The organism is Janthinobacterium sp. JF4, from assembly GCF_059617925.1.
On sequence record NZ_JCAQAV010000038.1, the window covers coordinates 35,576 to 52,779 of the forward strand.

The following is a 17,204-nucleotide window of genomic DNA, read 5'->3' on the forward strand; positions in this document are numbered from 1 at the left end:
AAAAAACCGCACGCGCCTACCAGCGCGAGCGGTGGCTTTCCGTCACCCCCGCCAGTTGCGCCACGATGCGCTTGGGAGAGTCCGCGCTGGCGCGCACCCAGCCGCTGAACGTGCCGATCGGCTGAATGTAGCGGCTGGCGGCAATCCACAGGTTTTTATCCTCGCGGCGCGCCCCTTCCGGCTTGAAGTGCAGGTCCAGCAGATCGTCGTCCGTCCACACATGCCACGGCGCCAGCGGGTTGTCGGGATTGAAGTCGAAATGCGCGCGCCCCAGCCCGTATAGCTGGCCATCGAGCCACAGCGCGTTTTCATGCGCGCCGAAATAGCCGGCCTGCAGATTGAAACCCAGATCCAGGCTGTGCGCCGAGGCCCAGCGCCATTCCGTCTCGCGCGCCAGCAAGCCGTTCGAATAATCGAAGCTGGCCACGCCGTCGTCCAAGCTGTAGCCCATGGCGCCGCAGCGCACGCTGCCCCACAGGGGCAGGCCGCCCGACTTTTGCGTCGCATGCACGCTGCCGCCCTCGCCCACGGGCCCCACGGCAAGCAAGGTCGGTGCCACGGGCGGGCCGAATTCCGCATCGATGCCGAAATGGCCGCAATCGAGCCGCAAACGGTAGCGCTGCTGCGGCTGCGCCTCGATGGAGATCACTTGCGAGAAGAAGCGGAAGCGGCTGCTGGCACCCGCATGCGGCGCCACCGACGCGCACAGGCCGGCGATGCCATCCTGCGAAAAGGCCGCCACGATCTTGCCCTTGTGGCGGTCGAAGGCATACGCGAAGGCCGTGCTGGTCCAGCCCAGGTCGACGATGGCCACGCCGCAGAACAGGGTCGGCGTGGACAGGGCCACGTAATGCCAGCGCTTGTGGTGGAACAGGCGCCAGAGGGCGCGGCGCGCGTGCGGCGGCGCCAGCGCGGCCCAGTCGAAGGCGCTCAATTGTCCCGTGTAGCGGCCAAAACATGGCACACCATCGGCGTCGAGCAGGTGGGCAGGCGCCGGCGGCAGCATCATGCGGCCCGCCTTGCGGCAGCGCCGCCGTCTTGCAGCGCCTCGGCCAGCTGCGCGCCAAACAGCGCCGGCTGCGCCTGCGCAATCTCGATATCCGGGCACGCATGCCAGAGCGCCAGCCGCTGCACGGCGCCAGCCACGTCCTGCACCAGGCGGGCACTGAGGCGCACGCCCTCTTCCAGCGCCAGCGACTTGATCTCGAAGCGCCCTTGCGCGCGGTGCGCCTTGGCGTCCAGGCGCCCCACGAGCGCGCCGCGGCGCAAAATCGGCAGCGTAAAATAGCCATAGCGGCGTTTTTCAGCGGGCGTATAGCATTCGAGCCGGTAGTCAAAGCCGAACAGTTCCAGGGCGCGGCGCCGGTCCCAGACGACGGGATCGAACGGCGAGAGGATCGTCGTCAGGGTGGGCGCCAGCTTGCCGTCCGCCGCGTCGCGCAGCAATTGCCCATGCCCGGCATGCACGTACACGGCATCATCCCAGCCATCGACAGCGCAGCGCAGCAGCGCGCCCTCTTCCACCAGCATGTGCAGATCGTGCGCCAGGCTGGCGCGCGGCTGTTTGGTGCGGAAGTAGTCGCTGATCCAGCTGGCCCGCGCCAGGCCCAGCGCCTTCACGCTGGCCAGCAGCAGGCGCCGGCGCACCTGCTCCTCGGACGGCAGCAAGCCGTCGTGCCAGCCCGGCAGCACCCGTTCGGCCAGGTCGTAATAGCGCTGGAACTGATGGCGCTTGGCGATCATCAGCACGCCCGATGTAAACAGCACTTCGAGTGAGCGCTTTTCCGGCTTCCAGCTCCACCAGCCGCCCGCCTGGCCATCCGTGCGCTCAAAATCAGCGGAGCGCGCGGCGCCATTGGCGCGGATATGCTCCAGCACGGTGGCTACAGCCTCGCCCTGCTCGGCCATCCATTTGACCGAATACTTCCAGCCCATGGCGGCCGGGTCGAGCATGCGGTGGCGGTACAGGCCATAGTCTTCGATGGGCACGAAGCACGCTTCATGCGCCCAGTATTCGAACAGCGCGCCCTCGGCCAGCAATTGCTCCAGCCACGGCTGCGGATAGTCGCCCAGCCGGCTCCACAGCACCAGATACGGACTGCGCGCCACCACGTGGATGGTGTCGATCTGCAGCACGCCCATCTGCCGCACGGCGGCCAGCACGTCGGCCTTCACGGCTTTTTTACGCCGCGCCTGCAGCAAACCCTGCGCGGCCAGGTGCAAGGCGCGCGCGGCGGCCAGGGACAAGGCAGGGGCGTCGGGAGGAAGGGGCTGATGTGGGCTGTGCATAGCAGAAAGATACCGCATTCCGCACCTGCCTTGTGCGTTTTCTCGCTATCGGAGCGCGCCGCCGCTGGCGCCGCTACCCGGGGCAACACGGCCGTCACGGCCAGCCGCCGTCCCTGCAAGCGGCCGCCGGTCTTCACCGAAGACACGGTGCATGGCGGGACCGGTGCCGCGTTCGCATGCTGGCGCGCTTGTTAAGAATCTCTTAAGAACTTCTGCGCATGCTGCACGGCGAAATATTGTTTGGGTAGCCATGTCTGTAATTGTGAATGATTCTTATTATTTTCATGATTCCCATTACCAATGCAGTCCAGACCAATCACTGATCCATTCTCCAGGAGTTTGCATGTCCAACAGCCCCCGCCGCGCGCGCCTGCCGCGCCCCACCACCCTGGCCCTGGCCGTGGCCGCTTTGTCCTGCCTGCCGGCTCACGCCCAGACGGGCGCGCCTGCCAGCCTGCCGGAAGTAGTGGTCTCCGCCTCCGGTTTCGAGCAGGATATCAAACAGGCGCCCGCCTCGATCACCGTGCTGACGCGCGAAGAGCTGTCGAAGGAGCGCTTCGGCAACCTGACGCAGGCGCTGGAAAGCGTGGAAGGCATCGACGTGGGCGCGGCGGGCGACAAGACGGGCGGCATGAACATCAGCATCCGCGGCATGCCCAGCGACTACACGCTGGTGCTGATCGACGGGCGCCGCCAGAACGCGGCCGGCAACGTCACGCCGAACGGCTTCGGCGGCACGCAGACGAGCTTCATGCCGCCGCTGGCCGCCATCGAGCGCATCGAAATCATCCGCGGCCCCATGTCGACCCTGTACGGCTCGGACGCCATGGGCGGCGTGATCAATATCATCACGCGCAAGGTGGGCAAGCAATGGATGGGTTCCGTCGCGGCTGACTACACCTTGCAGCAGGAAGCGGACTTCGGCGACGTGAAAAACGGCCGCTTCTACCTGAGCGGCCCCCTCGCCACCGACCTGCTGGGCCTGTCCCTGCGCGGCAGCAAGCAGCGCCGCGATGCGGCCGACATCCGCCACAGCAATGCGGCCGGCGAGCAAGTTTCCGCCAGCATGGGCGCCAACCCCGTGCGCGCGGACATTGAAAACTTTGGCGCGCGCCTGGCGTTCACACCCAACCGTTTCCACACCGTCATCCTCGACGCGGACGCAGGCCGCCAGACCTACGACAATTCGAAGAAGCAACTGGGCACCTTGGGCTTGCAGGGCGGATACGGCCCCGAGCAGAAGTACAACCGCGACCAGTGGACCCTGTCGCACACGGGCCGCTTCGGCTTCGGCACGCTCGACAGCAGCTACATGGTGAACCAGACGGAAACCCTGGGCCGCACGATTCCACCGGGCACGCCAGGCGCCGTCGCCGGCAGCGCGCGCACCCTGGAAGTGGAAAGCCGGGTGTTTGACACCAAATTGGTCCTGCCTTTGGGCAAACACATGGCTACCGTCGGCGCGCAATGGTGGAAGGCAGAAATGACGGACGGCGTGGCGCCAAAGACATTCGAGTTCACGCAAAAAGCCCTGTTCGTGGAGGACGAATGGCAGGTGCTGGAGCATCTCGCGCTGACCTTCGGCGCCCGTTATGACGATCACAGCATCTTCGGCGGCCAGACCAGCCCCCGTGCCTATGCCGTGTGGAATGCGACGCCAAGCTGGACCATCAAAGGCGGCGTCAGCAAGGGTTACAAGACTCCGCGCGTGGAACAACTGTCGCCAGGCATCAACGGTTTCGGCGGCCAGGGCACGATCCCCCTCGTCGGCAGTCCGAATCTGAAGCCGGAAACGAGCACGACGACGGAAATCGGCGCGTATTTCGACAACCTGGCTGGCTGGACGGCCAGCGGTTCCCTGTTCAACAATGCGTTCAAGGACAAGATCACCACGGGCACGGGCCTCATCAACTGCGCTTACCGTCCGTCCCCGAACCGCCCCGGCTGCGTCAGCTTCGGCAACTGGCCCAACGTCGATGCGTTCGGCCAGTCGGTCAATGTAGATGAGGCCGTCACACGCGGCGTCGAGCTGAACACGCGCTTCCCGCTGGGCAAGACCTTGTCGGCCAGCGCCAACTACACGTACACGGAAAGTGAACAGAAGAGCGGCAGCAACGCGGGCAAGCCCCTGAGCGACACGCCCAAGCACGCCGTCAACGCGCGCCTGTCGTGGGATATTTCGCGCGCATGGAACGGCTGGCTGCGCGCCGAGTACCGCAGCGAGCGCTTCCGCGATCCGGGCACCTCGGCTTCCACGCGCGCCGCCAAGGCCGCGCTGGGCGACTACAAGGGCTACACCATGCTGCACCTGGGCAGCAGCTATCAGCTGAACCAGCGCGTGACCCTGAACGCGGCCGTGTACAACCTGCTCAACAAGGACTTCATCGACTACCAGCCTTACCGCGCACCGGCATTGACCTACGCCAACCGCTATGTCAACAGCCTGGATGGCCGCCGCCTGTGGCTGTCAGCCACTGTCGATTTCTGATGATGTGATGGTCTGCCGGCCATGACCGCAACGGGCTGCCTCACGGTAGCCCGTTTTTTATCCAGCGGCTTTTGGCTTGTCGATGCAGTAGCCGATCGCATGCACGGTGCGTATCACGTCCCGTCCCAGCTTCTTGCGCAGGTGGTGGATATGCACTTGCACGGCATTGCTTTCCACTTCGCCGCCCCAGCTGTACAGGTTTTTCTCCAGCTGTTCCCGGCTCAGCACCCGGCCGCCGTGTTCCAGCAGCAGCTGCAGGATGCGAAATTCCTTCACCGTCAGCATCACGGGCAATCCCCCCTGCGTCACCTGCCGGTGCGCGATATCGAGCACCAGCTCGCCGTGCACGAGGTGTTCGCGCAGACGGCCGGCGGCACGGCGGCAGGCGCTGCGGATGCGCGCGGCCAGCTCGTCGAGGTCGAACGGTTTCACCAAAAAATCGTCGGCGCCCGCGTCCAGCCCGGCGATGCGCTCGCCCACCTGGTCGCGCGCCGTGACGACCAGCACGGCGCCGCTGTAACCATTGTCGCGCAGCACGCCCAGCGCCTGCATGCCGTCCTGCCCCGGCAAGCCCAGGTCGAGCAGGATGCAGCCATAGTCGTGCAGACGCACGGCCGTGTGCGCGTGCTCGGCGCTCGTGACCCAGTCGACGGCATAGCCGCCCTGTTCCAGGCCGATCTGCGTGGCGCGGCCCAGTTGCGGGTCGTCTTCGGTCAGCAGGATGCGCATGGAAAAGCGGCGCGGCCCGCTCAGTCCTTTTTCTTGATCAGGCCCGCCAGCGCGGCAAACGGATTGTGCGTGGCAGGCGCCACCTCGGCCGACAGCAGGCCGGCGCCACGGTCCGCTTCCAGGTAGCGCGAGTGCTCATTGTCGTGGCAATACAGGCACAGCAGTTCCCAGTTGCTGCCATCGGGCGGATTGTTGTCGTGGTTATGGTCGCGGTGGTGCACCGTCAGCTGCTGCACGTTGGCGCGCGTAAATTCGCGCATGCAGCGGCCGCATACCCACGGGTACATCTTCAGCGAGCGCTCGCGGTAGCCGCTCTCGCGCTGGTCGGCGGCGCGGCGCGCTTCGGCCACAATCTTGTCCAGTCTTGCCGCGTCGGGCTTTTTGCTCTGCATGACAACTTTCGATATGGGAGGTAGAAGTGTCCATTTTAATGAGGATGGGCGCGTATTTGTACTTTTTCTGCCACGGCGCCCGCCCGTGTCGCCGCCGGCGTGCTTTTTTTAGCGTGCGCGGCACCACAAATACTTGATTTAACGCAAAATAAGCCCAGCGACAGACCGCGAACAGACGATGGCAGCGGCGGCAACACGCTGACGCGCAAGGCGGCCGATTTCGGCTATCATGCGCGCCACGCCGCCCCTCCCCTTTTCCATGAATATAGCCTGCAAGCGCCCGTGATAGCGATAACAAGACCCCTGCAACGCCTTGCCCGCCGCCTGTACCCTCTCAGCCTGGTGCCCCTGTTCGCGCTCATCCTGCTGCTGGCGCTGTGGGCGGCCGTCTTTTACCAGGTGGGCCAGGAACGGGCCAGCGCCGTGCGCGACGCCGTGGCCATCAGCCAGTCGCTGGCCCGCACCCTGGCCGACCATACCAGCTTCATCCTGCGCCAGACCGACCACGCCACGCAATTGTTCAAGCTCAAATACGAGGAAACGGACGGCGGCCTGCGCCTGAATGAATTCACGCGCCGCCAGGGCCTGCTCGACAGCGTGCTGCCATCGAAGCTGGAACTGCCGATCGCCCTCATCGACGCGCACGGCAATGTGCTCGACAGCGCCCACGCCTATCTGCCGGAAAACCTGGCCATGCAGCCATTTTTCAGGGCGCTGGCCGCGAATGCGTCCGACACGGCCCTGGTCGACACGCCCATGCTCGATGCAGGCAGCAAGCGCTGGGCCATCCGCCTGGCGCGCCGCCTGAACGACGCGCACGGCCGCTTCGCCGGCGCCATCGTCATCCTCGTCGACCCCACGTATTTTGTCGACGACTACGACCGCCTGAACCTCGATGAACAGGGCGCGCTGATGCTGGTGGCGCGCGACAGCGGGCTGACGGTGGGGCGCATCGGCGAGCAATTGATCCTCAGCGACCGCATCGACTTCCGCATGCCGGGACCGCCGCAGCACGCCCCGGAAGAACTGCTGATCGAACCACCCGTCGACGCGACGTCCCGCATCTACAGCTACCACGAGCTGCCGCGCTACCCGCTGCTGGCCGTGGTGGGCGTGAACCGCGCGGTCGCCCTGGCGCGCTTCGAACACCGCCGCCTCGTATATGTCGGCGCACTGCTCGCCGCCAGCGTGCTCATTGCCAGCTTTACGGCCATGCTGATGCGCCAGAGCGCGCGCCTGCGCCGCAGCATCCGCCAGGCCAAGGAAGCCCAGGCGCTGCTGCGCGCAGCGCACCAGGGCAGCCTCGATGCCGTGCTGCTGCTGAAAGCCTGGCGTCCCGCGCCGGGCAAGCCCGTGGAAGACTTCATTTTCGCCGACGTCAACGAGCGGGCCGCCGACATGCTGGGCAAGCCACGCTCCGAACTGCTGGGCCAGCGCGTGCTGCCGCGGGTGCCGCTGCTGCGCGACGAGCGTTTCTTCAAGCGCTTCGTGCTGGTGATGGAAACGGGCCAGCCGCTGGAAGATGAATTCGAGCTGCCGCTGGCCTCGGGCGGCACGCGCTGGCTGCGCCACCAGGTGGTGCCCATCGCCGACGGCGTGGCTGTCACTTCGCGCGACATCAGCGCGCGCAAGCACGACGAACTGGCGCTGCAGGACAACCGCAGCTTCCTGCAATCGCTGATCGACCATTTGCCCGTGCTGGTCTACGTGAAAAGCGCGCGCCCGGAAAACTTCGGCCAGATGGAAGTGTGGAACAAGGCGGCCGAGGACATCACCGGCCACCTGGCCGCCGACGTCATCGGCAAGACCGATTGCCAGGCCTTCCCGCCCGGCTTCGGCCTGCACGACGCCGAGGACGACCGCGCCATCCTGGCCGAGCGCGGCGTCATCGACCATACGGAAAAGCCGTTGCGACTGCGCGACGGCAGCCTGCGCTACCTGCGCGCCGTCTCGGTGCCCGTGTTCGACGAGCGCCAGCAGATCGAACATATCCTGTGCATCGCCGAGGATATCTCGCAGCGCCGCCAGCAGGAACTGGAACTGCGCCAGAAACAGGCCGAGCTGGCCGCCGTCAACGACGCCTCGCCGCTCGGGCTGGTGCGCCTGGACCGCCAGCGCCGCTGCACCTACGTCAACCGCACCTTCGAATCGATCACGGGCCTGCCGCGCGCCGCCGCCCTGGGCGCCGGCTGGACCAGCGCCGTGCACCCGGACGACTATCCGCTGATGCACGTGGCGCTGGAACAGCTCACGCGCAGCCATGCCCCATTCCAGTCCACCCTGCGCTGCCTGCAGCGCGACGGCAGGCTGGCCTGGGTCTCCGTCAAGATTGCCCCCATCCTTATCGACGGCCGGATCGAAGGCTATGTGGGCAGCCTGGACGACATCACCACCTTGCGCGAATCGGAAGTGGCGCTGCTGGAAAGCGAAGCGCGCCTGCGCACCATCGCCGACACCTTGCCGGCCATGATCGCGTACATCGACGCCGACCAGGTCTACCGCTTCCTGAACATCGCCTATGAGCGCGAATTCGGCCTGACGGGCCAGCAGGCGCTGGGCAAGAGCGTGCGCGACACGGTGGGCGAGGCGCGCTACCGCGCGGTGGCGCCGTATATCGAACGCGTGCTGGCCGGCGAAACCCTGAGCTTCGAGGAAGAAGACGACAAGGAAGGCATCGAGCGCTGCATGGAGGTGATCTACATCCCGCAGATCGGCGAAGACAAGCTGCAGGTGGTGGGTTTTCACGTGATGCGCCAGGATATCACCGTGCAAAAGCGCGAGAAGCAGCGCCTGCTGAAGCTGGCCCAGGTCGATGTGCTGACGGGCCTGTCGAACCGCGCCGGCTTCCAGCAAAAACTCAGCGACGCCATGCACGCGAGCCGCCGGCAGCAGCACCTGATGGCCGTCATGTACATGGATATCGACCGCTTCAAGCCCGTCAACGATACGCACGGCCACGGCACCGGCGACGCCCTGCTGCGCGCCTTCGCCCAGCGCCTGACGCAGACCATGCGCGCCACCGACATCATCGCCCGCCTGGGCGGCGACGAATTCACCATCATCATGGAACAGATCACCCGGCCCGACGACGCGGCCGTGCTGGCGGAAAAAATCGTCGCCGCCATGCAGCAGCCGTTCGAACTCGATGGCATCACCGTGCGCATTTCCGCCAGCATCGGCCTGGCCTTCTACCGCGACGAAGACATCTCGCCCGCCGTGCTGCTGCAGCGGGCCGACGTGCTGCTGTACCAGGCGAAACAGGATGGGCGCAATACGTACAGAGCCGGCGCATTGACGGCTTGATGGCTGAGGGCAAGCCCAACTGAAGGCTGGGGTCAGTCGCTTCGCGATCGGCAAGTTCCCTACCTGGAAACTTTCCCCCAACGGGTCTGCCCCCTATCATTCCTGCTATATTGGCGCCTGTCCTCCCCTACCCTTGCCCCACCATGCGCCTGCTGCACACTTCCGACTGGCATCTGGGCCAGACCCTGCACAATTATGAGCGGGGCTACGAGCACCAGCGCTTCCTCGACTGGCTGCTCGACACGCTCGTCGCCGAACAGGTCGACGTGCTGCTCGTCGCCGGCGACGTGTTCGACAACGCCAACCCGTCGGCCGCCTCGCAAAAGCAGCTGTATGTGTTCCTGCAGCAGGCGCGCGCGCGCCTGCCCGGGCTGCAGCTGGTCGTCGTCGCCGGCAACCACGATTCGGCCGGCCGCCTGGAAGCGCCCGGCCCCCTGCTGGCCGCGCATGGCACGCACGTGATCGGCCATTTGCTGCGCGGCGAGGATGGCGACATCGACCTGGAACGCCTGCTGCTGCCGCTCACCGGCAGCGATGGCCAGGTACGGGCCTGGTGCCTGGCCGTGCCTTTCCTGCGCCCCGGCGACGTGCCGAAACTGCCGGCCGGCGATACCCAGGACGCCTACCTGGGCGGCATCGCCCTGCTGTACCGCCAGCTGGCGGACCTGGCGCTGGCGCGCCGCCAGCCCGGCCAGGCCATCATCGCCATGGGCCACTGCCACATGGTGGGCGGCGAAATGTCGAACGACTCCGAACGCCGCATCGTCATCGGCGGCACCGAGATGCTGCCATCGGGGATGTTCGATACCGCCATCGCGTATGCGGCGCTGGGCCACCTGCACAAGGCGCAGGCCGTGGGCGGCCAGGAACGCATCCGCTACTGCGGCAGCCCGATTCCCCTGTCGTTCGCGGAAGTGAATTACCGCCACCAGGTGCTGTGCCTCGAAATCGATGGCGACACGCTGCAGTCCGTGCGCGCCATCGCCGTGCCGCGCGCCGTGCCCCTGCTGCGCGTGCCCGCCGCGCCGGCGCCCATCACCGAGGTGCTGGCGCAGCTGGCCGCCCTCGACGTGCCCGATGCACCCACGGAAGCGCAACCGTTCCTGGAAGTGCGCGTGCGCCTCGATGCCCCCGAACCGGGCCTGCGCGCGCGCATCGAGACGGCGCTCGATGGCAAGCACGTGCGCCTGGCGAAGATCGAGACGTCGAGCGCCGCGCGCAGCAGCGCGACCGAGAACATGACGCTCGACCAATTAGGCCAGCTGCAGCCCGACGACATCTTCCGCCGCCTGTACCTGCAAAAATACGGCCGGCCCGCACCGCCCGAACAACTGTCGGCCCTGGCCGAACTGCTGCTGCCCGGCGCCTGAGCACTCCTGAAAAACCATGAAAATCCTGAACATCAGCGGCAAGAACCTGGCCTCGCTGGCCGGCGAATTTGAAGTCGACTTCCAGCAGGAGCCGCTGGCGTCCGCAGGCCTGTTCGCCATCAGCGGGCCCACGGGCGCGGGCAAGAGCACCCTGCTCGACGCCCTGTGCCTGGCCCTGTACGACGCCACGCCGCGCCTGCTGAAAGTGCTGGGCCGGGGCAGCGCACTGCCCGACGTGGGCAAGGAAACCGTCAACGCCCAGGATACGCGCACCCTGCTGCGCCGCGGCACGCCGGACGGCTATGCGCAAGTGGACTTCGTCGGCAACGACGGCGGTCACTACCGCGCGCGCTGGAGCGTGCGCCGCTCGCGCACCCGCGCCGAAGGGGCGCTGCAGGCGACCGCCATGAGCTTGCACAAGCTGCCCGCGCTGCAGCCCATCGGCGGCACCAAGACGGAAGTCAAGGAAGAGATCGAAAAGCGCATCGGCCTGTCCTTCGACCAGTTCACCCGCGCCGTGCTGCTGGCGCAGAACGAATTCTCCACCTTCCTGAAGACGGAAGACAATGAACGGGGCGAATTGCTGGAAACCCTGACGGGCAGCAGCATCTATACCGACATTTCCGTGCGCGCCTTCGAGCGGGCGAAAAAGGAAAAGCAGGTGCTCGAACGCCTGGGCGAAAAACTGGCCGACCAGCGGCCCATGTCGCCGGAAGAACGGACCGATACCGAGGCGCTGTGCGGCGCGGCCGAGACCACCCTGCACACCATCGACTTGCGCAAGACGGTGCTGGAACTGCAGCAGCGCTGGCACCAGGAGACGCACAAGCTGCAAAGCCAGGTAGCGGCGGCGCAGGAGACGCTCGATAGCGCGGATACCGAACGGGCCGCTGCCGAAGAACGCCGCGCGGCGCTGGCGCAGTGGGAATTGCTGCAGCCGGCGCGGCCCCTGATCGATGACCTGGCACGCCTGGCGAGCGACATCGCCAGCAGCGGCACCGCGCTGGAAGCGTCGCGCCTGCAGGCGGCGCAGGCCGTGGCCAGCGCAACGCAACTGGCGCAGGCCGTGCAGCTGGCGGCAGCGGCCTTGCAGGCAGGAGAAGCGGCACAGCGCGACGCGGCGCCCCTGCTCGATCAAGCCAAGGCGCTCGATGCCGGCATTGCAGCCCACTTGCCGGCGCACCGCCGGGCCAGGGAGGCGGCACTGGCGGCAGACCAGGCCAACGAAACGGCGCGCGCCACCTTGCACGATCTGCAGCAGCGCCAGCACGCCATGCAGGCGGAGCAGGAAACGGGCCGCCTGTGGCTGGCATCGCACCAGCACTGGCAGGCGCTGGCCACGTCGTGGCAATTGTCGGACCAGCTGTTCGCCCAGGCCGGCCAGGCTGCCGCGCAAGCCGATGCGGCCGATGCCAGGGTGGCCGAAGCGGCGCAGCTGGTGCGCGCGGCGGGCAAAGCGGGCCACGAGGCACAAGCCGCACTGACGGCCGCCGCCAGCACCCTCGCCGCGCACGATGCGCAGCGGCGCGAGGCGCTGTCCGCCGTGCAAGCGATTGACGCACAACTGCTGCAGGAACAGCGCGGCCAGCTGGAAGACCAAGCGCGCCAGTTGACTACGGCGGAAAAGACGTGGACGGAGCTGGCACGCCAGCAGCAGGCGCTGGCGCACGGGCAAGCGCGGGCCGCGCAACTGGCCCAGGCCGCGCACACGGAAAGCACGGCGCTGGCGGCGCATGCGGCGCAAACGGCGCTGCTGGAAGCGCGCCTGGCGCAGGCGGAAAAATCCTTGAAAGGCGCCGAAGCGGCATGCGCGGCCAGCGTCGAACAGCTGCGCGCCACCTTGCAGGACGAGCAGCCCTGCCCTGTCTGCGGCGCGCTGGAACACCCGTATAGCCATGCCGACGACGCCCTGCAGGCGATGCTGGCCAGCTTGCAGGATGACGTCCTGGCTTGCCGCGCACAGGCGCGCGGCAATCTGGAGCAACTGGCCACGCACAAGGCTGCGCTGGCCGGCTATGCGCGCGAACAGGCACAAACAGAAGCCGAACTGGCAGCCCTGCCGCCCGTCATCGAGCGCTTGCACGCGCAATGGCAACCGCAGGCCGACACCCTGCAGCTGCCGCCGGAACACCCGCGCGCGGACTGGTTCGCACAGCAGCTGGCGGCCAATGCGGCAGCCCGGCAGGCGCTGGCGCAGCAGGAGGCGGCGCTGCGCCAGGCCAGCGCGCGGCGCGAGCAAGCGCAGGCGGCGCACGAACTGGCCGGCGCCGAACACGCGCGCTGCACAAGCACCGTCGCCGAAACGCAGACACGGCTGGCGCAGTTGCAGGCGCAGCAGGCGGCCAGTCTGGACAAGGCGGAAACGTCGCGCGCCACGCTTGACGGCTTGCTGGCGCAGCTAGATGCCGCGTTTGACGACGTGGAAGGCGCCGAAGGCTGGAAAGACAGCTGGCGCGCCGGCCCCGCCGCCTTCCGCGCGGCGCGCGACGCGGAAAGCCGCCAATGGCTGAAACAGCAGGCAGACCAGGACAGGCGCGGCCACGCGCTGGCGACCCTGGCCGCGCAGCTGGAAGCGGCGCTGCTGGCCGCTGGCAAGGCGCAGCAAACGGCGCAAGAGACCCACGCCGCCTTTGCCGCCGCAGACAAACAGCGCACGGCACTGCAAGCGCAGCGCAACGCGCTATGGCAAGGCCAGAGCGTGGCCGAGGTGGAACGCAGCCTGGCAAGCGCCATCGCTGCAGCCAAAGAGCTGCTGGCGCAGCAGCAAACGGCGGCGCAGTCGGCCAGCCAGCAGCGCGCGCGTCTGGAAGAAGCGTGCGCGCAGCTGGCACAGCGCCTGGCCGCCCTGCGTGAGCAGGAAGTCGGCGCCACGGCATCCCTGCACGACTGGCTGCGCCAGTTCCAGCACGCCCACCCTGCTCACGCGCCCGCCGACATGGCCGGTTTGCGCGCGCGCCTGACCATCGCGCCGGAAGCCATGCGCGCCGAACGCGACGCCCTGCAAGTGATCGCCGACCGCCACACGGCGGCCGTTTCCGTGCTGGCTGAGCGCCGGCAGCAACTCGAAGCGCATGTGCAGCAGCCGCCGCAGGCGCTGGAAATGGATGTGGCCGTGCTGCAGTCGGCACTCGACGCACTGGGGCAGGAACGCCAGGCGGCCAACCAGGAAGCGACGCGCTTGCGCCTGGCCATCGCGCAGGACGACGCGCGGCGCCACAGCGCGCAAGCGGTGCTGGCGCAGATCGAGGCGCAAGCCGTCATCGAGCGGCGCTGGGCCAGCCTGAATGAATTGATCGGCTCGGCCGATGGCAAGAAATTCCGCAACTACGCGCAGCAATTCACGCTGGAAGTGCTGCTCGGCTATGCCAACGCGCACCTGAACCACCTGGCGCGCCGCTACCAGCTCGAACGCATCGACAACCCGAACAATCCGTCGCTGGGCCTGATGGTGCGCGACCAGGACATGGGCGGCGAGCTGCGTTCCGTGCACTCGCTGTCGGGCGGCGAATCGTTCCTCGTCTCGCTGGCGCTGGCGCTGGGCCTGGCCTCGCTGTCCTCGAACCGGGTGCGCGTCGAATCGCTGTTCATCGACGAGGGCTTCGGCAGCCTCGACACGGAAACCCTGCGCGTGGCCATGGATGCGCTCGACGGCTTGCAGGCGATGGGCCGCAAGGTGGGCGTCATCTCGCACGTGCAGGAAATGACGGAGCGCATCGCCACCCGCATCCTCGTGCAGCCCGGGTCCGGCGGCAAGAGCGTGGTGACGGTGCGCTAACGGCATGGCAAGGGCGTCAGCGCGGTAGAGGCTCCCGTCCCAGCCTGAGCAAATCCCAGCCCAGTTCGCGGCGAATCTGCTCGGGGTCGGGCGGCGGCCGGCGCTGTTCCAATTCCGCTTTCAGCCACTTCCTGACCAGCTCCTTGGCGGGCGGTACAGGCTTTTCCTTGTCATGCTTGTCCATGGTGCTACCTCTTCAATGGCGGTCAGACGACCTCCTATATACGCTCAACGTCATGGCGCGGATTCAGTTGACGTGCGCGTGGCGCAGATGCAACAACGTGTAACGATGGCCGGAGTACGTTAAAATCGCCGCCTTCGCGCAGGCACCGCCTACGCCCCGCAACAGTTCAAGGAAACCCATGAAAGCCGCCCGCAGCCTCACCTTCAAGTGCGTAAAATGTCACAAATCCATGCAGGTCTACCTGCAAAAGGTCTCCGCCTGCTCGCATATCCAGCCGTATCAGGGCATTTGCGCATGCGGCGAACTCAAGCGCCACGCCACGGGCCAGGCCGATGCCGTCAAGTCTTACCTGGAGTCGGCAGACGGTAGCTGGTCGCACCACCACTAATGGTTAAAGAATGGGGCGATATTGCCGTTAATTGCTTATCTTCCCCATTTGACCCTGCCATGTCCCAGCTCCCCGCCCTCGCCTCCGGCTCGCGCCAGCCTGCCGCCAATACCCTGGCAGGCCGAACGCCGCAAAAAGCGGGCGCCGGCGCGTCCGGACTGGCCGCTTCGCCCCTGATGCAGCGCACGGCGCAAGACGTAGTGGCCCTGTCGAAAAATGGCCTGGACCTGTCGGCCAAGGGGCTGTCGCAACGGACCGACGCGCTGGGCAACGCCACCATCGACGTGGCGCAGGATTTTCTGAGCAACATGACGCGCCAGCTGTTTGGCGACGGCGCCACGGTCGCTTTCGATTCGGTCGACCTTCAAGCCGGCTCCAGCTTCAGCGGTGGCAGCGCCAGCGTCTCGGGCGCCAAAGGCAGCAGCCGCGCGGCCGCCTTCAGCCTCGATGAAAACGCGCACTTCATCGGCAAGGGCAAGATCACGACGGCCGATGGCCAGACCTTCGACTTCGAAGTGGAAGTGCAATATCAATCGAACATCAGCGCGGGCGTCCTTGAGCAAACGCAAGAGGCAGGCGAGGAAGCCATCTCCGCCGATGACGCCGCCTTGCCCGCCAAGGAGTTGCCCGCCACCCACTTCGGCGGCAATCTGCACGACCTGTTCAAGCTGCTGGGCCAGCAATTGCAAAGCAGCATCTTCAATCACCAGTCCGATGGCGCCAGCGCCAGCGGCAAGGATGGCGACCTGGCGGGCAGCCTGAGCTTGCGTTTGCTCAAGCTGGTGCAGCCGGAGCATGCCACCGAGACTGCCAAAGTCGACAGGAAAGCCGTGGAAACCACGCCCGAAGACCAGGCGCGCGCCCGCGCACTGGCTCTCGCCTATGGCACCGACACTGCTGACGGCACGGCCAGCGACGTATAATGGAAGACGGCCTGCGCAGGCGACCATGCCGCGCGCCCCCTTCTATCGATTGAAACCCATGTCCGACACTTCTTCCCCTACCGTTCATCCGCAGATCCACTGGAGCGAAAACGGCGCCGAGCATTCGGCCCGCTGGCGCTCGGAAAGCGGCATGCCGCCGCCCAAGCGCGTCGTCATCGCCGATGACCGCACGACGGCCGACCAGGCTTACCGCCTGGCCTGCGAAGGCACGGCCATGCTGTGGCGCGGCGACTTCCAGAACGCGCGCCAGCTGCTGCAGGCGCTGGCGCGGCGCGCCGACCACAAGAACGACAAGCCGAGCAAGAAGGCCAAGGCTGCCAAATTGGCCAAGCCGGAACCGTCCGCCACGGAAGCGTTCCACTTGCACCGCCAGGCCCAGTCGCAGCGCGCCCGCACCCTGGCCATGCTGCTGCTGCCTTTTGACGCCGACTACACGATTCCGCTGCGCCGCGCGCCGGATGTGAAACTGGCTTGCAACGAAGCGTATGGCCGCGGCGAAGAAGCGTTCGTCGCCTCGCTGCGCGAGCTGCTGGGCCTCATCGGCGCGCACGAATGGCGCCGCACGGGCGTGGAACTGCCGGCCCTGGGCCAGCGCATCCACCCGCATTACGGCGTGTTCGCGCCCATCCGCGGCGAATACGTGGGCCTGGTGGCGGACGCACCGCTGCCCGCGCGCGCCAAGCTGGCCTTCGATATCGGCACGGGCACGGGCGTGCTGGCCGCCGTGCTGGCGCAGCGCGGCGTCCAGCGCATCGTCGCCACCGACCAGGATCCGCGCGCCCTGTCCTGCGCGCGCGAAAACCTGGCCCGCCTCGATTTGATCGACAAGGTCGACGTGGTGCAGGCCGACCTGTTCCCTGCGGGACGCGCGCCGCTCGTCGTGTGCAATCCGCCATGGCTGCCGGCCCGCCCAAGCTCGCCCATCGAATACGCCGTCTACGATCCGGACAGCCGCATGCTGCGCGGTTTCCTCGCCGGCCTGGCCGATCATCTGGAGCCGGCCGGCGAAGGCTGGCTGATCTTGTCTGATCTGGCCGAGCACCTGGGCCTGCGCCCGCGCGCGCAATTGCTGGAATGGATAGCGCAAGCGGGCTTGAAAGTGATCGACCGCCTGGACGTGAAACCCACGCACCCGCGCGCGCAGGATGCGACGGACAGCCTGCATGCGGCCCGCTCGAAGGAAATCACGTCGCTGTGGCGCCTGGCGGCAGCCTAATCCAGTCAGCCATTGCGCATTGCAGCAAACCCCGCTATAATTCGCCTGCGGGGTGGAGCAGTCTGGCAGCTCGTCGGGCTCATAACCCGAAGGTCACAGGTTCAAATCCTGTCCCCGCAACCAATA

General features: G+C 66.9%; 12 protein-coding genes and 1 tRNA gene. 8 read left to right on the forward strand and 5 right to left on the reverse strand.

The annotated features are described in order from the left end of the window. Positions 1–16: 16 nt before the first annotated feature. Both AC54AF_RS21925 and AC54AF_RS21930 read right to left on the reverse strand, forming a co-directional pair. Positions 17–1,009: a DUF2804 domain-containing protein gene (locus tag AC54AF_RS21925; RefSeq protein ID WP_496638219.1), complete on the reverse strand. Its 993-nt coding sequence runs from the start codon at positions 1,007–1,009 to the stop codon at positions 17–19. Then, on the reverse strand, positions 1,006–2,289 hold the full coding sequence (locus AC54AF_RS21930; protein WP_496638220.1) for a winged helix-turn-helix domain-containing protein: 1,284 nt from the start codon (positions 2,287–2,289) through the stop codon (positions 1,006–1,008). Before AC54AF_RS21930 ends, AC54AF_RS21925 begins: the two co-directional genes overlap by 4 nt. Before the next feature lie 343 nt (positions 2,290–2,632). On the opposite strand from AC54AF_RS21930, the gene AC54AF_RS21935 reads away from it, so the two are divergent. Further along, on the forward strand, positions 2,633–4,777 hold the full coding sequence (locus AC54AF_RS21935; RefSeq protein ID WP_496638221.1) for a TonB-dependent receptor domain-containing protein: 2,145 nt from the start codon (positions 2,633–2,635) through the stop codon (positions 4,775–4,777). A gap of 57 nt (positions 4,778–4,834) precedes the next feature. Here the strand turns inward: AC54AF_RS21935 and AC54AF_RS21940 are convergent, their stop codons facing one another. After that, positions 4,835–5,506: a response regulator gene (locus AC54AF_RS21940; RefSeq protein WP_496638222.1), complete on the reverse strand. Its 672-nt coding sequence runs from the start codon at positions 5,504–5,506 to the stop codon at positions 4,835–4,837. Positions 5,507–5,526: 20 nt separating this feature from the next. After that, entirely contained in the window at positions 5,527–5,898 is a 372-nt protein-coding gene (locus tag AC54AF_RS21945; protein WP_034755042.1) for a YajD family HNH nuclease, read from the reverse strand. Positions 5,899–6,180: 282 nt separating this feature from the next. On the opposite strand from AC54AF_RS21945, the gene AC54AF_RS21950 reads away from it, so the two are divergent. From AC54AF_RS21950 to AC54AF_RS21960, 3 genes are all read left to right on the forward strand, one after another. Then, the gene (locus tag AC54AF_RS21950; protein ID WP_496638223.1) at positions 6,181–9,201 is read left to right on the forward strand and encodes a sensor domain-containing diguanylate cyclase; all 3,021 of its coding nucleotides are present in this window, start codon (positions 6,181–6,183) and stop codon (positions 9,199–9,201) included. Positions 9,202–9,344: 143 nt separating this feature from the next. Further along, positions 9,345–10,571, forward strand: coding sequence for an exonuclease SbcCD subunit D C-terminal domain-containing protein (locus AC54AF_RS21955; RefSeq protein ID WP_496638224.1), 1,227 nt, complete (start codon positions 9,345–9,347; stop codon positions 10,569–10,571). A gap of 16 nt (positions 10,572–10,587) precedes the next feature. Beyond that, entirely contained in the window at positions 10,588–14,346 is a 3,759-nt protein-coding gene (locus tag AC54AF_RS21960; protein WP_496638225.1) for an AAA family ATPase, read from the forward strand. A 16-nt stretch (positions 14,347–14,362) separates the two neighbouring features. Here AC54AF_RS21960 and AC54AF_RS21965 read toward each other — a convergent pair whose 3' ends face one another. Further along, positions 14,363–14,530 carry a hypothetical protein gene (locus AC54AF_RS21965; protein WP_496638226.1) on the reverse strand — a complete coding sequence of 56 codons (168 nt, stop codon included), beginning with the start codon at positions 14,528–14,530 and terminating at the stop codon, positions 14,363–14,365. A gap of 178 nt (positions 14,531–14,708) precedes the next feature. On the opposite strand from AC54AF_RS21965, the gene AC54AF_RS21970 reads away from it, so the two are divergent. From AC54AF_RS21970 to AC54AF_RS21985, 4 genes are all read left to right on the forward strand, one after another. Next, complete coding sequence (locus tag AC54AF_RS21970) at positions 14,709–14,918, forward strand: hypothetical protein (protein WP_034755039.1); 210 nt, start codon at positions 14,709–14,711, stop codon at positions 14,916–14,918. Positions 14,919–14,977: 59 nt separating this feature from the next. Next, positions 14,978–15,841, forward strand: a complete 864-nt coding sequence (locus tag AC54AF_RS21975; RefSeq protein ID WP_496638227.1) for a hypothetical protein — start codon at positions 14,978–14,980, stop codon at positions 15,839–15,841. Positions 15,842–15,899: 58 nt separating this feature from the next. Then, positions 15,900–17,078: a methyltransferase gene (locus AC54AF_RS21980; protein WP_496638228.1), complete on the forward strand. Its 1,179-nt coding sequence runs from the start codon at positions 15,900–15,902 to the stop codon at positions 17,076–17,078. 46 nt (positions 17,079–17,124) lie between these two features. Then, a tRNA-Met gene (locus AC54AF_RS21985) sits at positions 17,125–17,201 on the forward strand. The last annotated feature ends 3 nt before the right edge of the window (positions 17,202–17,204 follow it).

What these genes read in the sequence shown, in the direction of transcription:
- AC54AF_RS21965 (WP_496638226.1), bottom strand. Translation starts at nt 14,530, where the DNA reads ATGGACAAGCATGACAAGGAAAAGCCTGTACCGCCCGCCAAGGAGCTG.
- AC54AF_RS21955 (WP_496638224.1), top strand. Translation starts at nt 9,345, where the DNA reads ATGCGCCTGCTGCACACTTCCGACTGGCATCTGGGCCAGACCCTGCAC.
- AC54AF_RS21960 (WP_496638225.1), top strand. Translation starts at nt 10,588, where the DNA reads ATGAAAATCCTGAACATCAGCGGCAAGAACCTGGCCTCGCTGGCCGGC.
- AC54AF_RS21930 (WP_496638220.1), bottom strand. Translation starts at nt 2,289, where the DNA reads ATGCACAGCCCACATCAGCCCCTTCCTCCCGACGCCCCTGCCTTGTCC.
- AC54AF_RS21935 (WP_496638221.1), top strand. Translation starts at nt 2,633, where the DNA reads ATGTCCAACAGCCCCCGCCGCGCGCGCCTGCCGCGCCCCACCACCCTG.
- AC54AF_RS21925 (WP_496638219.1), bottom strand. Translation starts at nt 1,009, where the DNA reads ATGATGCTGCCGCCGGCGCCTGCCCACCTGCTCGACGCCGATGGTGTG.
- AC54AF_RS21970 (WP_034755039.1), top strand. Translation starts at nt 14,709, where the DNA reads ATGAAAGCCGCCCGCAGCCTCACCTTCAAGTGCGTAAAATGTCACAAA.
- AC54AF_RS21940 (WP_496638222.1), bottom strand. Translation starts at nt 5,506, where the DNA reads ATGCGCATCCTGCTGACCGAAGACGACCCGCAACTGGGCCGCGCCACG.
- AC54AF_RS21975 (WP_496638227.1), top strand. Translation starts at nt 14,978, where the DNA reads ATGTCCCAGCTCCCCGCCCTCGCCTCCGGCTCGCGCCAGCCTGCCGCC.
- AC54AF_RS21980 (WP_496638228.1), top strand. Translation starts at nt 15,900, where the DNA reads ATGTCCGACACTTCTTCCCCTACCGTTCATCCGCAGATCCACTGGAGC.
- AC54AF_RS21945 (WP_034755042.1), bottom strand. Translation starts at nt 5,898, where the DNA reads ATGCAGAGCAAAAAGCCCGACGCGGCAAGACTGGACAAGATTGTGGCC.